This window comes from Pigmentiphaga litoralis (assembly GCF_048632615.1).
GTDB lineage: Bacteria > Pseudomonadota > Gammaproteobacteria > Burkholderiales > Burkholderiaceae_B > Pigmentiphaga > Pigmentiphaga litoralis_B.
The window spans coordinates 751,318-771,527 of sequence record NZ_CP184479.1 but is presented as its reverse complement, the minus strand read 5'-3'; the positions used below and the strand labels follow the sequence as shown (position 1 = coordinate 771,527).

Annotated in this window: 19 protein-coding genes and 2 pseudogenes; 8 read left to right on the top strand and 13 right to left on the bottom strand. The window is 62.3% G+C overall.

Going from position 1 to position 20,210, the window contains the following annotated elements:
- Positions 1 to 195: 195 nt before the first annotated feature.
- Positions 196 to 1,659 (top strand): phospholipase D-like domain-containing protein, encoded by a 1,464-nt coding sequence (locus ACNANG_RS03460; RefSeq protein ID WP_420226000.1) that lies wholly within the window; start codon positions 196 to 198, stop codon positions 1,657 to 1,659.
- Between the two features lie 86 nt (positions 1,660 to 1,745).
- Here ACNANG_RS03460 and ACNANG_RS03455 read toward each other — a convergent pair whose 3' ends face one another.
- Positions 1,746 to 2,828 carry a sigma-54 interaction domain-containing protein gene (locus tag ACNANG_RS03455; RefSeq protein ID WP_420225999.1) on the bottom strand — a complete coding sequence of 361 codons (1,083 nt, stop codon included), beginning with the start codon at positions 2,826 to 2,828 and terminating at the stop codon, positions 1,746 to 1,748.
- A gap of 449 nt (positions 2,829 to 3,277) precedes the next feature.
- Here ACNANG_RS03455 and ACNANG_RS03450 point away from each other — a divergent pair, with 449 nt between their 5' ends.
- The 3 genes from ACNANG_RS03450 to ACNANG_RS03440 all read left to right on the top strand — a co-directional run bounded on the left by ACNANG_RS03450 (position 3,278) and on the right by ACNANG_RS03440 (position 6,103).
- On the top strand, positions 3,278 to 3,598 hold the full coding sequence (locus ACNANG_RS03450; protein ID WP_420225998.1) for a DUF883 family protein: 321 nt from the start codon (positions 3,278 to 3,280) through the stop codon (positions 3,596 to 3,598).
- A gap of 263 nt (positions 3,599 to 3,861) precedes the next feature.
- Positions 3,862 to 5,220 (top strand): sigma-54-dependent transcriptional regulator, encoded by a 1,359-nt coding sequence (locus tag ACNANG_RS03445; protein ID WP_420227437.1) that lies wholly within the window; start codon positions 3,862 to 3,864, stop codon positions 5,218 to 5,220.
- A gap of 298 nt (positions 5,221 to 5,518) precedes the next feature.
- On the top strand, positions 5,519 to 6,103 hold the full coding sequence (locus ACNANG_RS03440; protein ID WP_420225997.1) for a hypothetical protein: 585 nt from the start codon (positions 5,519 to 5,521) through the stop codon (positions 6,101 to 6,103).
- A gap of 117 nt (positions 6,104 to 6,220) precedes the next feature.
- On the opposite strand, the gene ACNANG_RS03435 is transcribed toward ACNANG_RS03440, so the two are convergent.
- The 7 genes and pseudogenes from ACNANG_RS03435 to fdxA form a co-directional block, all read right to left on the bottom strand.
- Positions 6,221 to 6,550, bottom strand: a complete 330-nt coding sequence (locus ACNANG_RS03435; protein WP_179589928.1) for a hypothetical protein — start codon at positions 6,548 to 6,550, stop codon at positions 6,221 to 6,223.
- Positions 6,551 to 6,652: 102 nt separating this feature from the next.
- Complete coding sequence (locus tag ACNANG_RS03430) at positions 6,653 to 7,024, bottom strand: hypothetical protein (protein ID WP_420225996.1); 372 nt, start codon at positions 7,022 to 7,024, stop codon at positions 6,653 to 6,655.
- Between the two features lie 216 nt (positions 7,025 to 7,240).
- Entirely contained in the window at positions 7,241 to 7,879 is a 639-nt protein-coding gene (gene nth / locus ACNANG_RS03425) for an endonuclease III (protein ID WP_420225995.1), read from the bottom strand.
- Between the two features lie 345 nt (positions 7,880 to 8,224).
- A pseudogene (rsxB, locus tag ACNANG_RS03420) lies at positions 8,225 to 8,779 on the bottom strand (electron transport complex subunit RsxB); the annotation flags it as partial.
- Positions 8,776 to 10,037 (bottom strand): annotated as a pseudogene (locus tag ACNANG_RS03415) (polyhydroxyalkanoate depolymerase). The pseudogenes ACNANG_RS03415 and rsxB, both read right to left, overlap by 4 nt.
- Before the next feature lie 84 nt (positions 10,038 to 10,121).
- Positions 10,122 to 10,931 (bottom strand): ferredoxin--NADP reductase, encoded by an 810-nt coding sequence (locus ACNANG_RS03410; protein WP_420225994.1) that lies wholly within the window; start codon positions 10,929 to 10,931, stop codon positions 10,122 to 10,124.
- A 9-nt stretch (positions 10,932 to 10,940) separates the two neighbouring features.
- Positions 10,941 to 11,264 carry a ferredoxin FdxA gene (gene fdxA, locus ACNANG_RS03405; RefSeq protein WP_179589916.1) on the bottom strand — a complete coding sequence of 108 codons (324 nt, stop codon included), beginning with the start codon at positions 11,262 to 11,264 and terminating at the stop codon, positions 10,941 to 10,943.
- 317 nt (positions 11,265 to 11,581) lie between these two features.
- On the opposite strand from fdxA, the gene panB reads away from it, so the two are divergent.
- Positions 11,582 to 12,460, top strand: coding sequence for a 3-methyl-2-oxobutanoate hydroxymethyltransferase (gene panB / locus ACNANG_RS03400; protein WP_420225993.1), 879 nt, complete (start codon positions 11,582 to 11,584; stop codon positions 12,458 to 12,460).
- Positions 12,457 to 13,632 carry a nicotinate phosphoribosyltransferase gene (gene pncB, locus ACNANG_RS03395; RefSeq protein ID WP_420225992.1) on the top strand — a complete coding sequence of 392 codons (1,176 nt, stop codon included), beginning with the start codon at positions 12,457 to 12,459 and terminating at the stop codon, positions 13,630 to 13,632. The genes panB and pncB overlap by 4 nt, the downstream gene beginning before the upstream one ends.
- A 67-nt stretch (positions 13,633 to 13,699) precedes the next feature.
- Here pncB and ACNANG_RS03390 read toward each other — a convergent pair whose 3' ends face one another.
- From ACNANG_RS03390 to ACNANG_RS03380, 3 genes are read right to left on the bottom strand one after another with little or no spacing between them, the layout of a single operon-like run.
- On the bottom strand, positions 13,700 to 14,026 hold the full coding sequence (locus tag ACNANG_RS03390) for a DUF6587 family protein (RefSeq protein ID WP_420225991.1): 327 nt from the start codon (positions 14,024 to 14,026) through the stop codon (positions 13,700 to 13,702).
- Positions 14,023 to 15,867, bottom strand: coding sequence for a ferrous iron transporter B (gene feoB / locus ACNANG_RS03385; RefSeq protein ID WP_420225990.1), 1,845 nt, complete (start codon positions 15,865 to 15,867; stop codon positions 14,023 to 14,025). The genes ACNANG_RS03390 and feoB overlap by 4 nt, the downstream gene beginning before the upstream one ends.
- Before the next feature lie 9 nt (positions 15,868 to 15,876).
- The gene (locus ACNANG_RS03380; RefSeq protein WP_420225989.1) at positions 15,877 to 16,128 is read right to left on the bottom strand and encodes a FeoA family protein; all 252 of its coding nucleotides are present in this window, start codon (positions 16,126 to 16,128) and stop codon (positions 15,877 to 15,879) included.
- A gap of 229 nt (positions 16,129 to 16,357) precedes the next feature.
- Between ACNANG_RS03380 and ACNANG_RS03375 the strand changes: the two genes are divergently transcribed.
- Positions 16,358 to 17,332, top strand: coding sequence for a 2-hydroxyacid dehydrogenase (locus tag ACNANG_RS03375; protein ID WP_420225988.1), 975 nt, complete (start codon positions 16,358 to 16,360; stop codon positions 17,330 to 17,332).
- A 112-nt stretch (positions 17,333 to 17,444) separates the two neighbouring features.
- Here the strand turns inward: ACNANG_RS03375 and ACNANG_RS03370 are convergent, their stop codons facing one another.
- Positions 17,445 to 17,702, bottom strand: coding sequence for an acyl-CoA-binding protein (locus tag ACNANG_RS03370; RefSeq protein ID WP_420225987.1), 258 nt, complete (start codon positions 17,700 to 17,702; stop codon positions 17,445 to 17,447).
- 95 nt (positions 17,703 to 17,797) lie between these two features.
- A complete protein-coding gene (rocF, locus tag ACNANG_RS03365; protein ID WP_420225986.1) occupies positions 17,798 to 18,733 on the bottom strand; it encodes an arginase in 936 nt (311 codons plus the stop codon).
- Between the two features lie 267 nt (positions 18,734 to 19,000).
- Between rocF and ACNANG_RS03360 the strand changes: the two genes are divergently transcribed.
- Positions 19,001 to 19,801, top strand: a complete 801-nt coding sequence (locus tag ACNANG_RS03360) for a 2-keto-4-pentenoate hydratase (RefSeq protein ID WP_420225985.1) — start codon at positions 19,001 to 19,003, stop codon at positions 19,799 to 19,801.
- The last annotated feature ends 409 nt before the right edge of the window (positions 19,802 to 20,210 follow it).

The window sequence follows — 20,210 nt, the reverse complement described above, 5'->3', positions numbered from 1 at the left end:
CTCCGGCCCAACCGGTCCGCATTCGCCAGGAAATTCGCCGGTAAGTTTTACGCGGAATGTAATGAGGAACGGGGCTTGCTGCCGGGCGGCCGCCTGCTGACGGCGTCGCTTTGCGGATCGCAGTCGCAAGAGACCTTGGCATGACGTTTGCATGCTGCATGCTCATCCATATCCGCCGGTTCGTCCGCCATAACAATGACACTGATAGGCCGAGTCGTGATTGCCGCTGCCTGTGTGTTCGGCTTGTCGCATTGCGCGACCTTGCCTGACCCAGAGGCCGCGACGCAGCGCACGCAAGCAGTCCGCATTTCGTCCAAAGCTGGTTGGCTCACCTATGAGGCCAGCCAGAAACTGATCAAGAAGGTAGCCGCGCGTGGCGGCAGTACCGACTTCCTCGCACGGCACATCCAGGTCGAAGAAGCGGTTGCCGATGCGCCGCTGTCCACCGGCAATCACATCACGCTGTTTTCCGACGGACCCAGCACGTACAAGGCCATGGGCGAGGCCATCAAGGCTGCGACCCAGTACGTGCACATGGAAAGCTACATCTTTGAAGACGATGACATCGGCAACCGGTTGGCCGATCTGCTGATCGAGAAGGTCAGCCAGGGCGTGGCGGCTGCGGTGATGGTCGATGACGTCGGCACCATGAACGTCCCCAAGACGCTGTTCGACCGCATGCGGGCGGGCGGTGTGCAGGTTGCCGTCTTTAACCCGGTCAATCCGCTGGAAAGCGCCAAGCCCTTTACCATCAACGAACGCAGCCACCGCAAAGTGCTGGTCGTGGATGGCCGGGTCGGCTTCGTCGGCGGAATCAACGTCAGCAGCGTGTACTCGTCCAGCCCGAGCGGGTCGGGTTCGGGGTCGGCCTCCGGCTCTTTCCCGCGGTTCGGCAGCGGCAAATCGTCCGAGCAGAAAGCCCGCGATGAGGAAGCCCGGCGTACCGGCAAGCCCACGGCGTCCACTGCGCCCTGGCGCGACACGCATTTGGAAATCCGCGGTCCCGCCGTCGCCGAGATCGAACGGGTGTTCATCGATGGGTGGAACAGTCAGAAAGCACCGCCGCTGGAGGCACGCGAATTCTTCCCGCCGCCCCGCAACGAAGGGCCGCAGATCGTCCGTATCGTCGTCAACAAACCTGGCGCCGAAGACAATCACGCGATCTACCTGACCCTGCTGTCCGCGATCAACAGCGCGCAAAAGTCCATCCACATCACGATGGCCTACTTCGTGCCAGATCCAGCCTTCCTGACGGCGCTTTGCGACGCCGCGCGCCGCGGCGTGGACGTGGCGTTGATCCTGCCCGGCTTCAGCGACTCGTCCATCGTGTTCCATGCCGGCCGGTCCCACTACGAAGACATGCTCCAGGCGGGCGTGCGTGTGTACGAACGGGATGACGCCTTATTGCACGCCAAGACCGCGGTGGTGGACGGCGTCTGGTCGACGGCTGGCTCGAGCAACTTCGACTGGCGAAGCTTTACGTTGAACCATGAGATCAATGCCGTCGTCCTTGGGGCGGATTTCGGCGCCCAGATGGATGCGCTGTTCGACAATGACGTGGCGCTGTCCAAGGAAGTCACGCTGTCGCAGTGGCACAAGCGGCCGGTCAAATACCGCTTCATGGAGTTTATCTCGCGCTTCGGCGAACGCTGGCTCTAACGCGCCATGGGGCGGTGCTGCCCAGATAAACAAAAGCCCGCTTCGATGGCGGGCTTCGTTTTGGCTGCTGCTAACGGGATCGAGGCTCAGTCGGCCGATCCGCCGCCCGATCCGTCGGGCTTGTAGCTTTCCAGGCGGTTATACAGCGTCTTCAGGCTGATGCCCAGCGTGCTGGCAGCCTGGCGCTTGTCCCCGTCAAAATGCGCGAGCGTGGCCAGGATGATCTCGCGCTGGGCATCGAGCAGCGGCGTACCGATCCATACGTCCAGGAAGCCTTCGCGGCGCACGGCCCGCTTGTTACGCGGCGGCTGCGTCGGGCCCGGCAGTTCCACCACCTTGTCCGCCATGATAAATGCGCGGTGCACGGTGTTCTTCAGTTCGCGAACGTTCCCGTTCCAGGAGTGCTGCCCCAGGGCTTCCAGTGCGCGTTTGGAAAACACCTTGCTGGTTTTTTCGGCGGTATTGAACTGGTCCAGGAAGCGTTGCGCCAGCAGCTCGATGTCGCCTTGGCGTTCACGCAAGGGCGGGACACGGATCGGGAATACGGCCAGACGGTAAAGCAAGTCTTCACGGAAGCGCCCGTCCTTGACGGCCACCTGCGGGTCCCGGTTGGTCGCCGCGATCACCCGCACGTCGACTTCGATCTGTTCGGTGCCGCCAACGCGATGAAACGTTCCGGTCTCGAGCACCCGAAGCAGCTTGATCTGCATGTCGGGCGCCATCTCGGTGATCTCGTCCAGGAAGATCGTGCCGCCGCTGGCATGTTCGAAGTAGCCGATGTGCTGGTGAACCGCGCCGGTAAAGCTGCCCTTTTCGTGGCCAAACAATTCGCCTTCGATCAGGGACGCCGGGATGGCGCCGCAATTGACGGGAATGAAGGCCTTGGCGTTGCGCTGGCTCTTGTCGTGGACGGTCTTGGCGATCAGTTCCTTGCCGGTGCCGCTGTCCCCGACGATCAGCACCGACAGGGCGGTCTTGGCGACCTTGTCGATCTGCCGGTACAGGTTCTGCATGACCGGCGAATTGCCGTACAGCAACCCGTAGGGCTGAGGAATGGCATTGGCCCCTGCCTGCGCTGCGCGCGCTGTCCCACTTCGCGGCTTAACCGACGCTGGCGCAGCATCAGCCGGAAGATTCACGGTTGGGTTGGAAACATCGCCTGATTGCATCGGGTCCCTGCTTGGTGAATATGGTTTTATGGATTGATCGTACCCCGTTTGCCCAATGCCTCAAACGCGCTCCCGGTTACGGTCCGCCCGTGTTGGTAACCAATCCGTGCAAGCCTTGCTCGCTAGGGAGAAATTATACGAAAGCGTGTAAATTTTACGTTAGGCGCCTGGGAGTCAGCGTGGCGGCGCCGGGTGGACCCGCAGTTTCTGCCGGGCAGTAGCGTCGGTGGCCCGCCGCGTTGGCCATTGGCACGGAAGATGCATAACCGAGGTAACTGCAGCACCGAGCCGGTGCTCGCGGGGCCTTGCGCGGTCAAGCCGGAATAGCTTCCGGCAAGCCTCACAAGGCATTGGCGGCGGGGATTTTATTGTCATTAACGGTGGTAGTCGCACGACTTCCCGGACTGTCCGGTTCAAGTCGAGCCTCCGTCGTACACAAGGAGAAAGTCATGGGTGCCAATGCAATTGATGTGTCTTCCAAGAAAGAAAAGATCGCCAGCAACTTTCGCGGCCTGGTTGAAGGCGCCGAAGACCTGCTGCGCTCCACCGCAGCGGCGACCGGTACCGAAGTCGACAGCGCCCGCAGCAAGCTCAACGCGCAACTGAGCCGCGCCAAGGGCCTGTACAGCGACCTGGAAGCGTCGGCAATCGACTCATACAAGGAAGTGTCGGAAACGACCGACGCCTACGTGCGTGAAAATCCCTGGCGCGCTGTCGGCATCGCCGCCGCGGTCGGCGTTCTGGTCAGCCTGGTGGCGCTGCGTCGATAAGCCGCACTGGGCATAATACGGATCTGCATGCGTCGCATGCAGTCCGTGCATCAAGCGGGCCGTCGCCGGTCTGCTCGGTTCGGCAAGATGCCGGGCCGAGTGGCGGGTGCGGCCCGGGAACCGTTGGAGACCCGATTTCTTGCTATCGTTTCTAGTGCACGAATGGGAAGTAGGTGGTACGCGCGCATGGCGGATCGGACCCTGTTATAAGGGTAGCCAGGGTCCCCAGCGCGCGTTTTTACAGGTTATCGGAGTTTGCTCGCATGCCGCACGTATTGATCGTTGATGATGAACCGAACACGCGGGCCGCGCTCGCCGAAATCATCGCTGACGAGGGATTCACCACCGCCGTCGCCGGCGATCTGCGCGAAGCCCGGATCCAGATCGTGCGGCAAGCCCCAGATGTGGTGCTGACGGACTTGAAGCTGCCCGACGGCACCGGCATGGACCTGTTCAAGGAACTGGAGCCGGGCATTCCGGTGGAAGTGATCCTGATCACGGGTCATGCCAGCGTGGAAAGCGCCGTGGACGCATTGCGTCTGGGCGCAGCCGACTACCTGGTCAAGCCGATCAACATGCAGCGCCTGAAGGCGATCCTGGATCGCATTCCCCGCTCGGGCGATCTCAAGGCCGAAATCGGATCACTGCGCGGCGAGCTGCGCCGCTTCGGCCGCTTCGGCCGCATGCTCGGCAACTCGGCCGCCATGCAGCAGTTCTACGACCAGATCAACAAGGTGGCGCCTACCGAGGCCACCGTGCTGCTGATCGGGGAAAGCGGCACCGGCAAGGAACTGGCCGCGCAAACGGTGCATGAACTGAGCCTGCGCCGCAAGCGCCCGTTCCTGGCGGTCAACTGCGGCGCCATTTCGCCCAACCTGATCGAAAGCGAAATGTTCGGCCATGAACGCGGCAGTTTTACGGGCGCCGAACGTCAGCACAAGGGTTACTTCGAGCGGTCGAACGGCGGCACGCTGTTCCTGGACGAAATCACCGAAATGCCGATCGAGCTGCAGGTCAAACTGCTGCGCGTGCTGGAAACCGGCCTGTTCATGCGTGTCGGTACGAACCAGGAAATTGAAAGCGACGTGCGCATCGTTGCGGCGACCAACCGCAACCCGATGGAAGCCGTCGCCGAAGGCAAGCTGCGCGAGGACTTGTACCACCGGCTCAACGTGTTTCCACTGCAGCTTCCGCCGCTGCGCGAACGCGGCAAGGACTCGGAACTGCTTGCACAAAGCTTCCTGGACGACCTGAATACCCAGCACGGCACGAACAAGACGTTTGCGCCCGAAATGCTTGCGAACCTGTCGGCGCATTCGTGGCCGGGCAATGTCCGCGAACTGAAGAACTATGTGCAGCGGGCTTTCATCATGGCCGACGAAGGGCTGATCAGTCCGTTCGCCGCGCCCATGCAACTGGCGACGTCCAAGGCGCCGGCAGAGACCATCATCACCATTCCCGTGGGAATGTCTCTTGCGGAAGCAGATCGTCAGCTGATCTTCGCGACGCTGGAACAGTGTTCCGGCGTCAAGAAGCATGCGGCTGAGGTCTTGGGCATCAGCCTGAAGACGCTGTACAACCGCCTCGAAGAATATTCAGCTTCCGACGCGCTCGACGAATAGGCGTGTGGGGGGCAGGCGGCCGACAACGATAAGGAGCCAACATGCAGGATCTGCACATGCACACCACCCCCCGATTCCCCCGTCAATGATCCCCCGGTCGATCCGATCGGCGATCCTCCAGGTGGCCCGGTAGGCGATCCGCCACCGAACAATCCCGAGCCAGCGGAACCCCCGCAAATTCCTCCCGCGCCCATTCCGCCGCAGGGTTGAGGCGTAACGTCCTTCCTTCCTGACCAGCGCCCGCTGAACGGCACGTTTCGTGCTGGACAGCGGCCACAACGCTAATAAGGAAAACACCATGTCCCTGATCGTCGCCGCTCGATTCGACTCCTTCCCCGAGGCCGAAGCCGCAGGCCGCCTGCTGTTCCAGAAAGGCTTCAAGGAAGACGATGTCTCGATCTTCTTCGTGAACCCTGCCGGCCAACATGCCCGTCACGCCGTAGGGGGCGACCACGCCGCCAGCGAGGGCGCCAAGGATGCGCACAAGGGGGCGATGATTGGCGCGGCCACCATTGCCGTGCTGGGCGCGGTATTGGGCGCGGCGGTCTGGATGGTGTCGGGTATCCCGCTGTGGGCGCTGATCATCTTCGTGGCGGTAGGGGCCTACATCGGGTCGCTGGGCGGGGCCATGGTCGCAACCAAGCAAAATAGCAAGCGTCCCGCTCGGCCCGGCCAGGACATTGGCATGCGCCGCGCAGGGGTGCTGACCTCGGTACGCGTGGTGCCGGATACCGAAGCGTTGGCATCGCAGATTCTTCTGCAGGCCGGCGGCAAGGATATCGAACGTGCCGGAGGGCAGTGGAAGAACGGTGACTGGGTCGACTTCGATGCGGCGAACACGCCGGTACTCAGCGACAAGGTGCCGGCCCGGGCGACCGAATAACCATTCAGAAGCAAGCACCTTCGTTGGTGAAGGTTCCGTCCACCGGTCCAGGTGGCTTCGTTTTCCACATGGTCCGGATGTTAAAAAAGGCGCCTTGTTCAAGGCGCCTTTTTCACGTCAGACGTTATCGTTTTCGTCATCGTCCGGAATCGCGTCGCCGATCCGATCGCCTACGTTGCCTTGACTGATTTCCTGTTCGTCCACGCCTTCGCCCGGAATCGGTTCGATCGAGTCCGGCAGCAGGTCATCGCCTTCTTCTTCGATCGAGATATCCACCGATGGACGGTCGCCTGCGCCGCCCGAGTCGGAGTCGCTGTCGCCTTGAGGCAGGCCGGCGCGATCGCTGCCGGTATCCGAGCTGTCGCTCGGTCCCAGGTCGGCGTTGGTGTGGCCCGGCGGGAAACCCATTGCTTCTTCGCCATCGTTCAGTAGGGTGCTGTTCGCCATGTTCGACTCCTGAGAAAAAAGGCCGCTATGAGCGGCCCGGATGGAATGCGATCGTTCTTGTCGTTATGGTCTGATCCCTTTCGGAATCAGACGTTCAAGCAATTACATGTTGTAGGTCGTCTTGGCCTGCTTCTGGCACATGTCCTTGGCATCGCCCGACATGGCATCGCATTTTTCCTTGGCGACCTTGTAATCGGCTTCGCGTTTTTCCTTGTTGGCATCGGCACGGGCCTCGCCAGTCTTGGAAGCAGCCTTGTTGTCGGCTTCAGCCTTCGTGCGCTTGGCCTTGGCTTCCTTCTCGCACACGTCCTGGTTGTTGCCCTTCATGGGCTTGCACAGTTCCATCGCGGACTTGTACTCGGCTTCGATCTGCTTGTCGCGCATCTTGTATGCGTCGTCAGCCGCGTGGGCGCCAACGGAGAAAGCAGCGCAGGACAGCAGGGCGATGGACAGGGTGTTTTTTATGATTTTCATAAGGCTCTCCTAGCTTGAATAGACGGGTACATCGGGTGACAACGATCACTTCCGGTGTACTCCTATGCTTGCAAGGGCCGTGCCATGTTGCCAGGCCTTGATACAGCGCCGTTTGCCCGCCTGTGTTGTAAAGCGTGTGAGCATCCGATGTAAAAAAGCGAATGGTTATGCCTGTTGTGTATAAAGCGCCGAATCCGTCGAGTCCTTCGCGCCTGTTCAGGCAGGCTTGGTCTTGCTGCGGTAGTCGCACAGGTCAACAATGCCGCACTCCGGGCACTTGGGCGTCCTTGCGACACAGACGTACCGCCCATGCAGGATCAGCCAATGGTGCGCATCCATCAGGTACTCGCGGGGAACGAACTTCAGCAGCTTGGCCTCGACTTCCACGACGTTTTTGCCCGGCGCCAGCCCGGTCCGATTGCTGACCCGGAAAATGTGGGTATCGACGGCCATCGCCACCTGCCGGAATGCCGTATTGAGCACGACGTTGGCGGTCTTGCGGCCCACCCCAGGCAGGGCCTCCAATGACGTCCGATCCGCCGGCACCTCGCCGCCATGACGATCGATCAACTGCTGACAGGTCGCAAGCACATTCTTCGTCTTGGTCTTCCACAGGTTGATAGTGCGTACGTACTCGCCAAGCGTGTCTTCGCCCAGTGCAAGAATGCCCTGGGGGGTGCCATGCTCTGGAAAGAAGCGGCGCGTGGCGATGTCCACCGACTTATCGGTCGCCTGTGCGGACAGGATCACTGCGATCAGTAACTGGAAGGGCGTGGTGTATTCAAGTTCCGTCTGCGGCGTGGGATTGGCCGCGCTCAGGCGGCGGAAGATCTCTAGGCGCTTGGCGTTGTTCATGGCATAAGGAATGGAAGATAGGGGGCGCGAGAAGCAGCGGGGCGGCATGCGGTCCGGGCGCAGGCCGGCCCGTGTCGATCACCCGGCGCGGCGTGCGCGGGCGCGCGCCAACGCCGCAGCCAAAATGGCCTGCTTGCGCTCCGCGGCACTCTCGGCGGATGACGCCGTAGCAATGCTGGAAGACGACGATGGCATGGAAGCGCCGGGGGACGATGCGTGCGCTTGGCCGCTGGCTAGGAACGCTCCAGCCGTGGTATTGGGCGGCGGCACGGCAGGAATGTGGGACGGTAAGTCGGCGGTTGTGTCGCCACGCCCGGGTGCCGCAGTGGTGTCCGGATACCCGTCGCTCGCAGGCGGCGGGGCCGATGCCAAGTGCGCCGCGCCGCGTCCGTGTTCGGGTGCCCGATTCAAACGGTCCTGCCGCTGCATATACCGCCGCCGCGCGTCGGCCGCGTCGGATTCTGTCCATGCACGAGCGGGCACGACCGGCTCCATATGGATGCAGTCCACCGGACAAGGCGCGACGCACAGATCGCAGCCCGTACAGGCCGACGGCAAGATCGTATGCATCCGTTTGTTGGCGCCGACAATCGCATCCACCGGACAGGCCTGGATGCACAAGGTACAGCCTATGCAATGCTGCTCATCGATCCGGGCCACCCGCAAGGGCCCCGGCAGTCCCCGAGACAGATCCAGCGGAATGACAGGGCGGTTCAGCAGCGCTGCCAACGTGGCAACGCCCGTTGCGCCGCCCGGCGGGCAGCGGTCAATGTCCGCTACGCCCGCCGCGATCGCTTCCGCATACGGCCTGCAACCGTTGAACCCGCATTTTGTGCATTGGGTCTGGGGGAGGCGGGCGTCGATGCGGTCAGCGAGGTCTTGCACGGAAAAAAGCGTCAGGCCGAAGCGCGTTCGTGCTGGCGAATGAACGCGGCAATCTTCGGTTCGATGATGGTGCGCCAGCGGCGGCCCGAAAAATGCCGTAGTGGCCACAATCCTTGGCGGTGAAATGTTCCTTGTTCGCCGCGGGAATGCCCGAGCACAGATCCTGAGCAGCCTCCGTCTGGCCCGAACCGGAAATGTCGTCCAGCTCGCCTTCGATGGTCAGCAGTGCCACCGAAGTGATGTCCCCTGGGGTGACACGCTGTCCAGCCACGTCCCACGTGCCCTGGGGCAGGCGAGCTTCCTGGAACACCGTCTTGATCGTGTCCAAGTAGTATTCGGCCGGCATGTCCAGCACGGCGTTGTATTCGTCGTAGAATTTGCGATGCAATTCCGCGTCCTCGTCGTCGCCCTTGATCAGATCCAGGTAGAAGTCATAGTGCGACTTGGCATGCCGATCGGTATTCATGGCCACGAACCCGGCGTGCTGCAGAAAGCCGGGGTACACCTTGCGGCCAGCGCCCGGGAAGCGCGGCGGCACGCGGTGGATCAGCTGGTTTTCGAACCACGAATACGGCTTGGTCGTGGCCAGGGTATTGACCTGGGTCGGCGACTTTCGGGGATCGATCGGGCCGCCCATCATGATCATGGTGCGGGGCAGGGCGGGATCGTTGTCCGTCGACATCAGCGAAATGGCCGCCAGCACGGGCACGGTCGGCTGGCACACCGAAATGACGTGGACGTCGGGGCCCAGTTCGCGAATGAAATCGCGCACGTACAAAACATAATCGTCCAGGTGGAACGGGCCGGCGGAGACCGGCACCATCCGCGCGTCGACCCAGTCCGTAACATAGACGTCGTGCGCGGGCAGCAGCGCGCGAACGGTGTCGCGCAGCAAGGTGGCGTGGTGGCCCGACAGGGGCGCAACCAGCAGGACCTTCGGGTCCTTGCGTGCGGCGCCGGCGCCCTTGCCCACGCTGCGATGCACCACGCCACGCTCAAAATGGACCAGGTTACAGAACGGCTTCTGCATGGCGTTCGACTCGGTCACCGGGACCTCGACGCCATCGATTACGGTAGTGGGCAAGTCCCAGGCCGGCTTTTCGTAATCCTTGCCGAGCCGATACAGCAGCTCATACCCGGCAGCAATGCGGCGCGACACCGGGGTGTAGGCGAGCGGGCTGAACGGATTGGAAAAAAGTTGTGCGCTGGCGTCGGCAAAGCTTGCAAACGGGGTCAACAGCGCGCGCTGCATTTCGTGGAGTTGATACAGCATGAGTGCTCCGGGACTGCAATGTGACTGACGATTATTGCTCTGCCATAGGGATCGTGCAATGCACAACGCGCGACAGCGGGGCAACTACCAATAGTTCTCGACGGCCAGGTTGCCGGGCTTTCCCCGGCGCGAGGCGGCAAACCCCCGGAAGGCCAGCAAGTGACGTAAACCGGACACCATGTCGGGATTTCCGCACAACATTACCCGGCCGCGCTCCGGGTCCAAACGCACGCCGGCGCGGCGTTCCAGTTCTCCCGTTTCGATCAGGGCCGTAATGCGCCCATTCAGTGCGCCCGGCACGATCTCGCGAGTGATGGAAGGCAGGTAAATGAGCTTGCCGGGGTTGGCGGCCACGATCTCACCAAAGTAAGGGTGGGCTGCCAATCCTTCAATGGTGTCGCGATACGCAAGCTCTTCGGCAGTACGCACACTGTGCACCACGATCAGATGCTCGTAGTCGTCCCAAACCTGCAAATCCATCAGAACCGACAGGAATGGCGCAAGCCCTGTGCCCGAGCTCAGCATCCACAGATCCCTGCCGGTTGGGAAGGCTGCCGTCGTCAGGAAGCCGAAGGCAGTCTTGTCCACATAGATCGTGTCGCCTTCACCCAGCTTTTCCAGCTCACTGGTAAATTCGCCACCGTCCACCACGATCGAAAAGAACTCGAGGTGCTCGTCGTAAGGCGCCGACACGATGGAGTAGGCACGCCAGACGATCCGGGCGCCAGATCCGTCGGCCGCCGTGGGATCCGGCTTGGCCACGCCCAGCCGCGCAAACTGGCCAGGCACGAAACGAAAGCCCTGGTCGCGCGTGGTTCGAAACGAAAACAGTTTTCCGGGCACCCAGGTCTTGACCCAGGTGACGGTCTCGGAAGTGTACTTGTCGGCGCTCATGCAGACGGCTTAGCGCTCCAGCAGCGGCAGCTTGTTCGGCTTGTCCTTCCATTCATCCGCATCATCCAGCGGCTTCTTGGTGCGGGTGATGCTGGGCCAGCTCTTGGACAGCTCGGCATTGATCTCGATGAAGTGCAATTGGTCTTGCGGCAGGTCTTCTTCGGCAAGAATGGCGTTGGCCGGGCATTCCGGGATACAGACAGCGCAATCGATGCACTCGTCCGGATCGATGATCAGAAAGTTGGGACCCTCGCGAAAGCAATCGACAGGGCACACATCCACGCAATCGGTGTATTTGCACTTGATGCAGTTTTCAGTGACGACGTGGGTCATTCGAAGCTCCGCGGCACGCGGCGTGCCGTTGAAAAAATTGGGTTAGCCGGTGATTTTACCGGACTCGAGCGGTTTCGCCTGCATAACCCCTTGGTGCGTCCGGTCTAGGCGTGCACATCACGCCACGCCGGATCGACCAGCCGGACCGGTAAACAGGCGATTCAGCCGTAATCGTGTGCTTCCTTAGGGCGACTGGCCGGTCGGAACTGTCCGTACGGGCGGGAAACGCGGCGCGTGCTGTGCTATGTTCACCGGCTGACATGCATTACCAAGTAGACCGGCTGACATCCTCAGCTTGATTATCCGGAGACTGCACGATGCGAACCTCTTTGAGCGCGCTGCGCAAGAAGCTCGCCAATGGCCGCAAACTTTCAATGTTGACGTGTTACGACGCGGGTTTTGCCCGGGTCTTCGACGAAGCCGGCATTGACACCCTGTTGATCGGAGATTCCCTGGGCATGGTCGTCCAAGGCCGCGATTCCACGTTGCCCGTCACGGTCCAGGACATCGCGTATCACACGGCCTGCGTCGTGCGCGGCGCGGCCAATGCGTTCGTGCTGGCCGACATGCCGTTTGGCAGCTACCAGGAAAGCCCCGCCCAGGCTTTGCACAATGCCGTCATCCTGATGCAGGCCGGCGCACAGATGGTCAAGCTCGAAGGCGGCGCCGAGATCGCTCCCACCATCGAATTGCTCACGCGCAGCGGCATCCCGGTATGCGGGCACATCGGCCTGATGCCGTCCCACGTCCATGCGCTGGGTGGCTTCCGGGTGCAAGGCAAGGAAACGGCCGACGCCGATCGCATCGTGGCCGACGCGCAGGCCGTGGAAGCGGCAGGCGCCGCCATGCTGGTCATCGAAGCCGTGCCCGACGCCGTTGCGCGCCGGGTGTGCAACGACACCGCGCTGATCACCATCGGCATAGGGGCCAGCGCCGCGTGCGATGGTCAGGTGCTGGTGCTGCACGACATGCTGGGCCTGACTCGCAGCCCCGCCAAGTTCGTCAAGAACTACATGGTCGACGTCTCCGGAGGGGGCGACGCCGTGTTGCAGGCGGCTCGGCGCTACGCGCAGGAAGTCGAAAGTGGTGTCTTTCCTGGTGCCGAGCACGTCTATGGCTCGGCTTCCGGGTCCGTCGCCGGCTTGTATGGCAGCGCCGCCACGTCCGAAGCGTCAACGCCTGGAGCGGCACCATGATCATCACGTCCCTGCTCGATACCGATCTCTACAAGTTCACGATGATGCAGGTCGTGCTGCATCACTTTCCCGCCGCGCAAGTCCAGTACAAGTACAAGTGCCGCACCCAGGGCGTCGACCTGCAGCCTTACGTGGACGAGATTCGGGACGAAGTCCGCCAGCTCTGCGCGCTGCGCTTCACCGACGAAGAACTCGATTACCTCGGCAGCATGCGCTTCATCAAGAGCGATTTCGTCGACTTCCTGCGGCTTTTCCACCTGCCCGAACGCTGCATCTCGATCGAAAAATCGGCAAGTCCCGGCGAGCTCGACATCATGGTCGAAGGCCCGTGGCTGCACACCATCCTGTTCGAGATCCCGGTCCTGTCCATCGTCAATGAGGTGTACTTCCGTAATACCCAGCTTGCCCCGGCCTATGAAGAAGGGCGTGCCCGCCTGCAAAGCAAGGTGCAGCTGGTCCGCAACGATCCCGACCTGAAGGAATTCCGGGTGGCCGATTACGGCACCCGCCGCCGCTTTTCCAAGCGCTGGCACGAAGAAGTCATGGTCACGTTGCGGGACACGCTCAAGGAAAACTTTGCCGGCACCAGCAATGTGTACTTCGCCATGAAGCACAACCTGACGCCGCTGGGCACCATGGCGCATGAATACCTGCAGGCCTGCCAGGCGCTCGGGCCGCGGCTGCGTGACTCGCAAACCTATGGCTTCGAAGTCTGGGCGCGTGAATATCGAGGCGACCTTGGCATCGCCCTGTCCGACGTGTACGGCATGAGCGCCTTCCTGCGCGACTTCGATATGTATTTCTGCAAGCTGTTCGACGGCGCGCGGCACGATTCGGGAGACCCTTTCCAATGGGGCGAACGCCTGATCGCCCACTATCGGCAGAACCGTGTCGACCCGCGTACCAAGACCCTGGTGTTCTCCGACGGTCTGACGTTTCCGCTGGCGATCGAACTGGCGAAACGTTTTGCCGGACGCTGCATCACGGCATTCGGGATCGGGACCAATCTGACCAATGACCTGAGCTATCAGCCGCTGCAGGTCGTCATGAAGATGGTCCGGTGCAACGGTCAGCCGGTAGCCAAGGTGTCCGACACACCCGAAAAAACCATGTGCGACGATAAGGCCTATCTGGCCTATTTGCGGCAGGTCTTCGAGATCCCGGCGGAATAAGAAAAGCCAGGCCGTCCGAAATGGACGCCTGGCTTTTTTACTGGTGTGGCGGTCCGTTGCCCGGACCTTATATGGATTCGCGTTTCACCAGCTTGACGGGCCGCACCGGCGCGCCGTCATCAGCCTTTGGCGGCGAGACCTCTGACGAAGGCGTTCCGCAGCTGTCACATGTCCCGCACCCGCTGCCGCAGCCGCCTGCGTCGACCTTCCGTGCCGACCATTTCTGGCCAAGTGACTGCATCCACGCGGGATGTCCGCGCTTCGTCAGCCAGTTGCCTGCGCTCAATTTCAGCCGCGCATGGGTCTTGGGCATCATCCGCCGGAATGCGCCCAGGGCGCATGCCAGCACGACCAGGCCGACCACCAGGCTTTCGAAGGCCGAATACGCAGTCATGTCAGCATCCTTGTGACGTGATAGGTAATGAAGGAAGCGATGTAGGCCAGTGCGAACAGGTACACCGTCGCAATGCCGACCCACTTCCATGACGCCGTTTCGCGGCGGATCACCGCCAGCGTCGACAGGCACTGCGGCGCGAAGATGAACCAGGCGAGCAGCGAGAACGCCGTTGCAAGTTCCCATTGGGCGGCGATCAGCGGCGTCAAGGTGGTGGCGGCATCTTCGGCCGCGCCCGACAAGGCGTACACGGTGGCCAGTGCGCCCACCGCCACTTCGCGCGCCGCCAGACCGGGCACCAGGGCAATCGAAATCTGCCAGTTGAAGCCGATCGGCTCGAAGATCGTCTGCAGCGCATTGCCGATGCGGCCGGCAAAGCTGTATTCGATTGCCGGGCCCACGGCGCCTTCTGGCGGCGACGGGAAGGTCGACAGGAACCAGATCAGCACGGTCAGCGTCAGGATCACGCCTCCGACGCGGGTCAGGAAGATACGAGCGCGTTCCATCAGGCCCACGAACAGGTCACGGGCATGCGGCACCCGGTACGACGGCAGCTCCAGCAACAGCGAGTGCTCACGCGTATCTCGGCGGAACAGCTTCATGACCCACGCCACCACCAATGCGCTGACGATCCCGGCCACATACAGAACGAACAGGGTCACGCCCTGCAGGTTGAAGATGCCGAGCACCGTATCCGCCGGCACGAAGGCGCCGATGAGCAGTGCGTAGACCGGCAGGCGGGCCGAACACGTCATCAGTGGCGCCACCATGATGGTGGCCAGGCGTTCGCGGGTGTCCTGAATGCTGCGTGTGGCCATGATGCCCGGAATGGCGCATGCAAAACTGGACAGCAGCGGGATGAACGACCGGCCCGTCAACCCGGCGCCGATCATCATGCGGTCGAGCAGGAAGGCTGCCCGCGGCAGGTAGCCCGACTCTTCAAGGATCAGGATAAAGAAGAAAAGGATCAGGATCTGCGGCAGGAAAACCAGCACGCTTCCCACCCCGGCGATCAGTCCGTCCACGATCAGACTGTGCAGCAGCCCTTCGGGCATCAGGTTGCCGACCTGCTCACCCAGCCAGCCTATGCCGGATTCGATCCCGCCCATGATGGGTTCGGCCCACGAAAACACGGCCTGGAACATCAGGAACATGACGGCAGCCAGGATCACCAGGCCCAGCACCGGATGCAGCACCCATCGGTCCACGGCATCGTCGATGGCGGCCGTGCGGCGGGGCACGGTCACGGCCGCCTTCAGGAGGCGATTGACCTCGGCATGCAGGTCGGCGCCTTCGGGCAGCGCGGGTGGAATGGCCGGCAGGCCTTGGTCGATGCGCGACAGCAGGTCTGCGGCGCCATCATGCTTCACCGCGATCGTTTCCACGATCGGCATGCCCAGCTGTTCCTGCAGCTTGGCGCGGTCGATCACGATGCCGCGGCGGGCGGCGGCATCACTCATGTTCAGCGCCATGACCATCGGCAGGCCCAGCCGCTGCAGTTCCAGCACGAAGCGCAAATGCAGGCGCAGGTTGGTCGCGTCCACCACCGCCACCAGCATGTCCGGACGGGCTTCGCCCGCGCGCAGACCCATACAGATGTCGCGTGTGACCGCCTCATCCGGGCTGACCGCATGAAGGCTGTAGGCGCCTGGCAGGTCCAGGATGCTTAATGTGTGGCCCGACGGCGTCGTGAGGCGGCCTTCCTTGCGTTCGACCGTGACGCCGGCGTAGTTGGCGACCTTCTGGCGGCTACCCGTCAGCAGGTTGAAAAGGGCGGTCTTGCCGCAGTTGGGATTGCCGACCAGCGCGATACGCTGGGCGGACAGGACTTGAGTCGTCATGGGTGGAAATCAGCCTGCAGCAAGAGGTTCGACCAGAACGCGCGCCGCTTCGGCGCGGCGCAAGGCAAAACGTGTGAACCCGACCTGGATCAACAGCGGGTCAGCGCCAATCGGGCCTCGGGCAACGATGCGCACGGGCTCGCCGGCGACAAATCCAAGGTCGCGCAAGCGTGTGGCGATGGGATCCGGCAGCCCCGCGTCCTCCACCGTGGTCACGGCCGCCTGTTGGCCGTACGGCAGGTCGGAGAGACGAATGGTCATGGGCGCACCTGTTCCTTTAATGAAAATGATTGTTAATTATAAAAGTTTTCGGCGTTCGGGGCGTGACAGGCAAACGGATCGCCTGGAATGGCGTCGCAGCGGGATTTCAGTCACGTCGGCAAGGGTGGCCAGGACGCTTCGGTAAGCTTGCCGCGGGCCATTCGTGCAAGGCGCGGCGGGATCATGCATCATTCGTCTGCCTTCCTACAGTCGCATACAAGGAGTTCCGATGTCGCGTCCCGTGGTCGCTTTTACCCGTCAGTACTTTCCCGACACCGCCGAGCCGCTGGCCGATCGTGCAGAGCTGCGGCTCAGCCCCGCCGACGAGGCGCTCGATGCCGCCGGGATCGTGCGCCACGTTGCCGGCTGCGGCGCAGCCGTCGCCACCACGGGCTGCCCGTTCAACGCATCGGTGATCGACCAGTTGCCGGAACTGCGCCTGATCGCGAATGTGGGGGTGGGGTACAACAATATCGACGTGGCCGCCGCCACCCGCCGCGGCATCATGGTGACCAACACGCCGGACGTGCTGACCGAATCCACGGCTGACATGGCCTGGGCGCTGCTGCTGGCGGCCGGCCGCCGCATCGGCGATTCGGAACGCTGGTTGCGCGACGGCCAATGGAACCGCTGGGCCATCGACCTCTGGCTGGGCGCGGACCTGCATGGCACCACGCTCGGCATTGTCGGCATGGGTCGCATCGGCCGGGCCATTGCCCGCCGCGCCAAGGGTTTCGGTATGACGGTGATCTATCACAACCGCCGTGCCTTGCCCGCCGGCGAGGACGAAGGCGCGCGCTGGGTCGACAAGGCCGAACTGCTGTCAACGGCCGACCATGTCATCCTGGTCGTTCCGTATTCGGCTGAAACGCATCACATCATCGGCGCGGCCGAACTGGCCGCCATGAAACGCACTGCCGTATTGGTCAACATCGGGCGGGGCGGCCTTGTCGACGACGTGGCCCTGGCCCAGGCGCTGACATCCGGCCAGATTGCATCGGCCGGCCTCGACGTGTTCGAAAACGAACCCCGCATTCACCCCGACCTGCTGGCCGCGCCCAATGCGGTGCTCACGCCGCATATCGGCAGCGCCACATTCCGCACGCGCCGCGCCATGTGCGATCTGGCGGTGGCCAATGTGACCGACTGGCTGGACGGCAAACCGCCCCGCACGCTGGTGAACAAGGAGGTGCTGCCGGTTTGACCAGGTGGTCTCGTACGGCTTGCCCAGCGGTGGGGCAGGCCGTACGGAATAGGGTTCGGCAGACCGGGGTTCTACAGACCGGCTCGTCACCGCGCCCCAACGTCTTGCTTCGTCAATCCTTCAACGAGTCATACAAGGCGACGTATTCCTCCATCGCCTGCTCGCGGCTCTTGCCAGCTTGCGTCTGCCAGGCATCCCATTTGGCGCGAGCAACGAAATCCGTCATGCCGGGGCGTTCGCCCGTCACATCGCCCTGACTGCCCTGCTTATAGAGCGAGTACATCTTCAGCAGTGTCATGTTGTCGGGCCGCTCCGACAAGGTCTTGCTTGCGGCAACCGCGTCGTTGAATCGTGTCGTCAGATCAGTCATGGTGGTTCCTGTCAGAGGTGGGGGACGCCTTCACCCTACCGAATTCCGTTGCTGCTGTCCAAGCGGACCCCATGGCATCCGCGCCATCCGGAACCTTAAAGCGTAGGGCGTACAAGCGTCGATTTACCAAACAAGCTGCTCAACAGATCGACCGCCAGCATGGCCGTGCGGTTCTGCATGTCCCGTGCGGGATTGATCTCGACCACATCGACCGATCCCAGCCGGCCGCAATCGGCAATCATTTCCATGCATAGCTGAGCCTCGCGATACGTTACGCCGCCAAGCACGGGTGTGCCTACGCCTGGCGCAATGTCGGGGTCCAGAAAATCGACATCGAAGCTGACGTGCAGGTGTGTGTCGTCATCCAGTCCTTGCAATGCGCGTTCCACGGTCGCACGCATGCCGACTTCGTCGATGTACCGCATGTCGTACACGGTCAGGCCAGTCTGCTTGACGAACTGTTTCTCGCCTTCGTCAACGCTACGGATGCCCACCTGCCGCACGTCGGTCGCTCGAATGGCGGGCTGCCGATCCGACAGCGAAATCAATTCCATCGGGCCGTGTCCGCACAGGCACGCGACTGGCATGCCGTGGATGTTGCCGCTTGGCGTCATAGCCGAGGTATTGAAGTCGGTGTGGGCGTCGAGCCAGAGCACCCGCAGCCGCTTGCCACGGCGCCGGCAATCCTGGCCCACCGCACTGATCGATCCAATGGCAAGCGAGTGGTCGCCGCCCAGAACGATAGGAAGTGCGTCCCGGGACAGGCTGCCTAGCACGGCGTTGAACACGCTTGTGTTCCACGCGTGGACTTCGCCAAGGTGCCGATAGCCATTGGCGGCGGGCTGCCGGGGATTCAATGGCCCGACAAGATCGCCGCAATCGACGACGTGAAATCCCAACAGTCGTAGCGCCGTATCAAGATCGGCGACGCGTAGCGCCGCCGGCCCCATCGAAGTCCCTCGGACGCCCGCGCCGACATCGGTCGGCGCACCTATGAGTTCTATGACAGGCAGGCTGGAGTGACGGCTCATGAACGTGTGCTCCTGATCGGGTGGCAACAGGGGAGGGCGGGGACTTGCCGCGACGGCGGCGCGAGCCCAGATGCGCGCGGCACGGGCCACGCACTGGGGCCAGCAGCGACCCGTGCTGGCATGGCGGGCGCCAGAACTTGTAATCGCATCACACCCCCTCTATATAGTGAGCACCAGCACGTGTCGATGCATCACGCGCCTATCGTATCTGTCGATCACGCCTGCGAGCGCGGGCGCGCCAGCAAAATTCCATGAGGGATATCCAGCATGATGACGAGCACGACGCCGCCGACGACCGGCGCCTTCGACCCGACACCAGCCGCAGCGCTGTTGTTGAGCACATGGCGTGATCACGGTGCGTTGCAGGCCTTGCCCGAGGCCATCCGACCCCGCACATTGGACGAAGGTTATGACGTCCAGGATGCCGTGGCGGCGTTGCGAAAAGACGCGGTGGCGGGGTGGAAATTGGGCGTCGGCAGCATCGGCGCTCTGAAGCAAGGCGGTCTGACCAGACCGTTGGTCGGCCGGGTGTATGAGAAGTTGGTGTACGCCTCCGATAGTGTGGTGTCACTGCCGACCGGCCGCCCGCTCACCGTGGAATGCGAGATCGCATTCGTGCTGGGGCAGGATATCGAACCAGGAAAGGAACCAGGGCGCCTTTCCGACACCGTGGCTGCCACCCGCGTGACGTTCGAGCTGGTGCTGTCGCGTTTCCAGAACCGGCGAGCGGTCGGCTGGCCCAGCTTCGCGGCTGACGGGGTGGGCTTTGGCGCCTTGGTCGTCGGTCCTGAAGTCGATACGCATGGAATCGATGAGATCGCTCAGAGTATGGTGGTACTGGCAAATGGCGTCGAACGCGCTCGTGTTGCAAAGGGCGATGATGTGACCTTGCCCTGGGAATCATTCCGGGCATTGGTTCGTCACGCCAGTGAGCGAGGGTATACCTTGAGGGCAGGGCAGATAATCACGACAGGGGCGTGCGCCATGCCGTTCGATATTGCCGCCGGCGGACTGCAACTGGAGGCGCGCTTTGATGGCAAAGTGCTGCGAGCGACGGTCGGCGATTAAAAAACGCCAGCGCCGACTTGCAAGCCGGAAAATACCCGTGCTATAGTTCAAGGCTCGACGGAACAAACGCAAAACGCAACGCGATCTGCCCAGGCAGTAGCGGTGCAGCGGGTTCTGAAGAGCAGTGGCGGTATGAAGAATGCAGTACGAAGAAGTCAGCAGCTAGATGTTTCAGCGGTTTGACAAGCGTAAAAAACTCCTTCATAATCTCGCTTCTGTGCTGATGAAGTTGTCGGCAAGAAAGCAGTAGCAGTAAACGACCAGGCGCAGCGAAACACGCAGCGCACGCGACAAAAGCAGTAAAGCAAGGCGACTTGCACGACGCGAAAAGATGGTTTAGAATAGCAGGCTTGCTGCAGCAAACGACGAAACGAAAGTTAAGTCAGCGACGCAGCAAAGTTAGCGGTTC

Bases quoted from the DNA above. Each gene is read 5' to 3' on its own strand.
- ACNANG_RS03460 (WP_420226000.1), top strand. From the start codon at position 196: ATGACACTGATAGGCCGAGTCGTGATTGCCGCTGCCTGTGTGTTCGGC.
- ACNANG_RS03455 (WP_420225999.1), bottom strand. From the start codon at position 2,828: ATGCAATCAGGCGATGTTTCCAACCCAACCGTGAATCTTCCGGCTGAT.
- ACNANG_RS03450 (WP_420225998.1), top strand. From the start codon at position 3,278: ATGGGTGCCAATGCAATTGATGTGTCTTCCAAGAAAGAAAAGATCGCC.
- ACNANG_RS03445 (WP_420227437.1), top strand. From the start codon at position 3,862: ATGCCGCACGTATTGATCGTTGATGATGAACCGAACACGCGGGCCGCG.
- ACNANG_RS03440 (WP_420225997.1), top strand. From the start codon at position 5,519: ATGTCCCTGATCGTCGCCGCTCGATTCGACTCCTTCCCCGAGGCCGAA.
- ACNANG_RS03435 (WP_179589928.1), bottom strand. From the start codon at position 6,550: ATGGCGAACAGCACCCTACTGAACGATGGCGAAGAAGCAATGGGTTTC.
- ACNANG_RS03430 (WP_420225996.1), bottom strand. From the start codon at position 7,024: ATGAAAATCATAAAAAACACCCTGTCCATCGCCCTGCTGTCCTGCGCT.
- nth (WP_420225995.1), bottom strand. From the start codon at position 7,879: ATGAACAACGCCAAGCGCCTAGAGATCTTCCGCCGCCTGAGCGCGGCC.
- ACNANG_RS03410 (WP_420225994.1), bottom strand. From the start codon at position 10,931: ATGAGCGCCGACAAGTACACTTCCGAGACCGTCACCTGGGTCAAGACC.
- fdxA (WP_179589916.1), bottom strand. From the start codon at position 11,264: ATGACCCACGTCGTCACTGAAAACTGCATCAAGTGCAAATACACCGAT.
- panB (WP_420225993.1), top strand. From the start codon at position 11,582: ATGCGAACCTCTTTGAGCGCGCTGCGCAAGAAGCTCGCCAATGGCCGC.
- pncB (WP_420225992.1), top strand. From the start codon at position 12,457: ATGATCATCACGTCCCTGCTCGATACCGATCTCTACAAGTTCACGATG.
- ACNANG_RS03390 (WP_420225991.1), bottom strand. From the start codon at position 14,026: ATGACTGCGTATTCGGCCTTCGAAAGCCTGGTGGTCGGCCTGGTCGTG.
- feoB (WP_420225990.1), bottom strand. From the start codon at position 15,867: ATGACGACTCAAGTCCTGTCCGCCCAGCGTATCGCGCTGGTCGGCAAT.
- ACNANG_RS03380 (WP_420225989.1), bottom strand. From the start codon at position 16,128: ATGACCATTCGTCTCTCCGACCTGCCGTACGGCCAACAGGCGGCCGTG.
- ACNANG_RS03375 (WP_420225988.1), top strand. From the start codon at position 16,358: ATGTCGCGTCCCGTGGTCGCTTTTACCCGTCAGTACTTTCCCGACACC.
- ACNANG_RS03370 (WP_420225987.1), bottom strand. From the start codon at position 17,702: ATGACTGATCTGACGACACGATTCAACGACGCGGTTGCCGCAAGCAAG.
- rocF (WP_420225986.1), bottom strand. From the start codon at position 18,733: ATGAGCCGTCACTCCAGCCTGCCTGTCATAGAACTCATAGGTGCGCCG.
- ACNANG_RS03360 (WP_420225985.1), top strand. From the start codon at position 19,001: ATGATGACGAGCACGACGCCGCCGACGACCGGCGCCTTCGACCCGACA.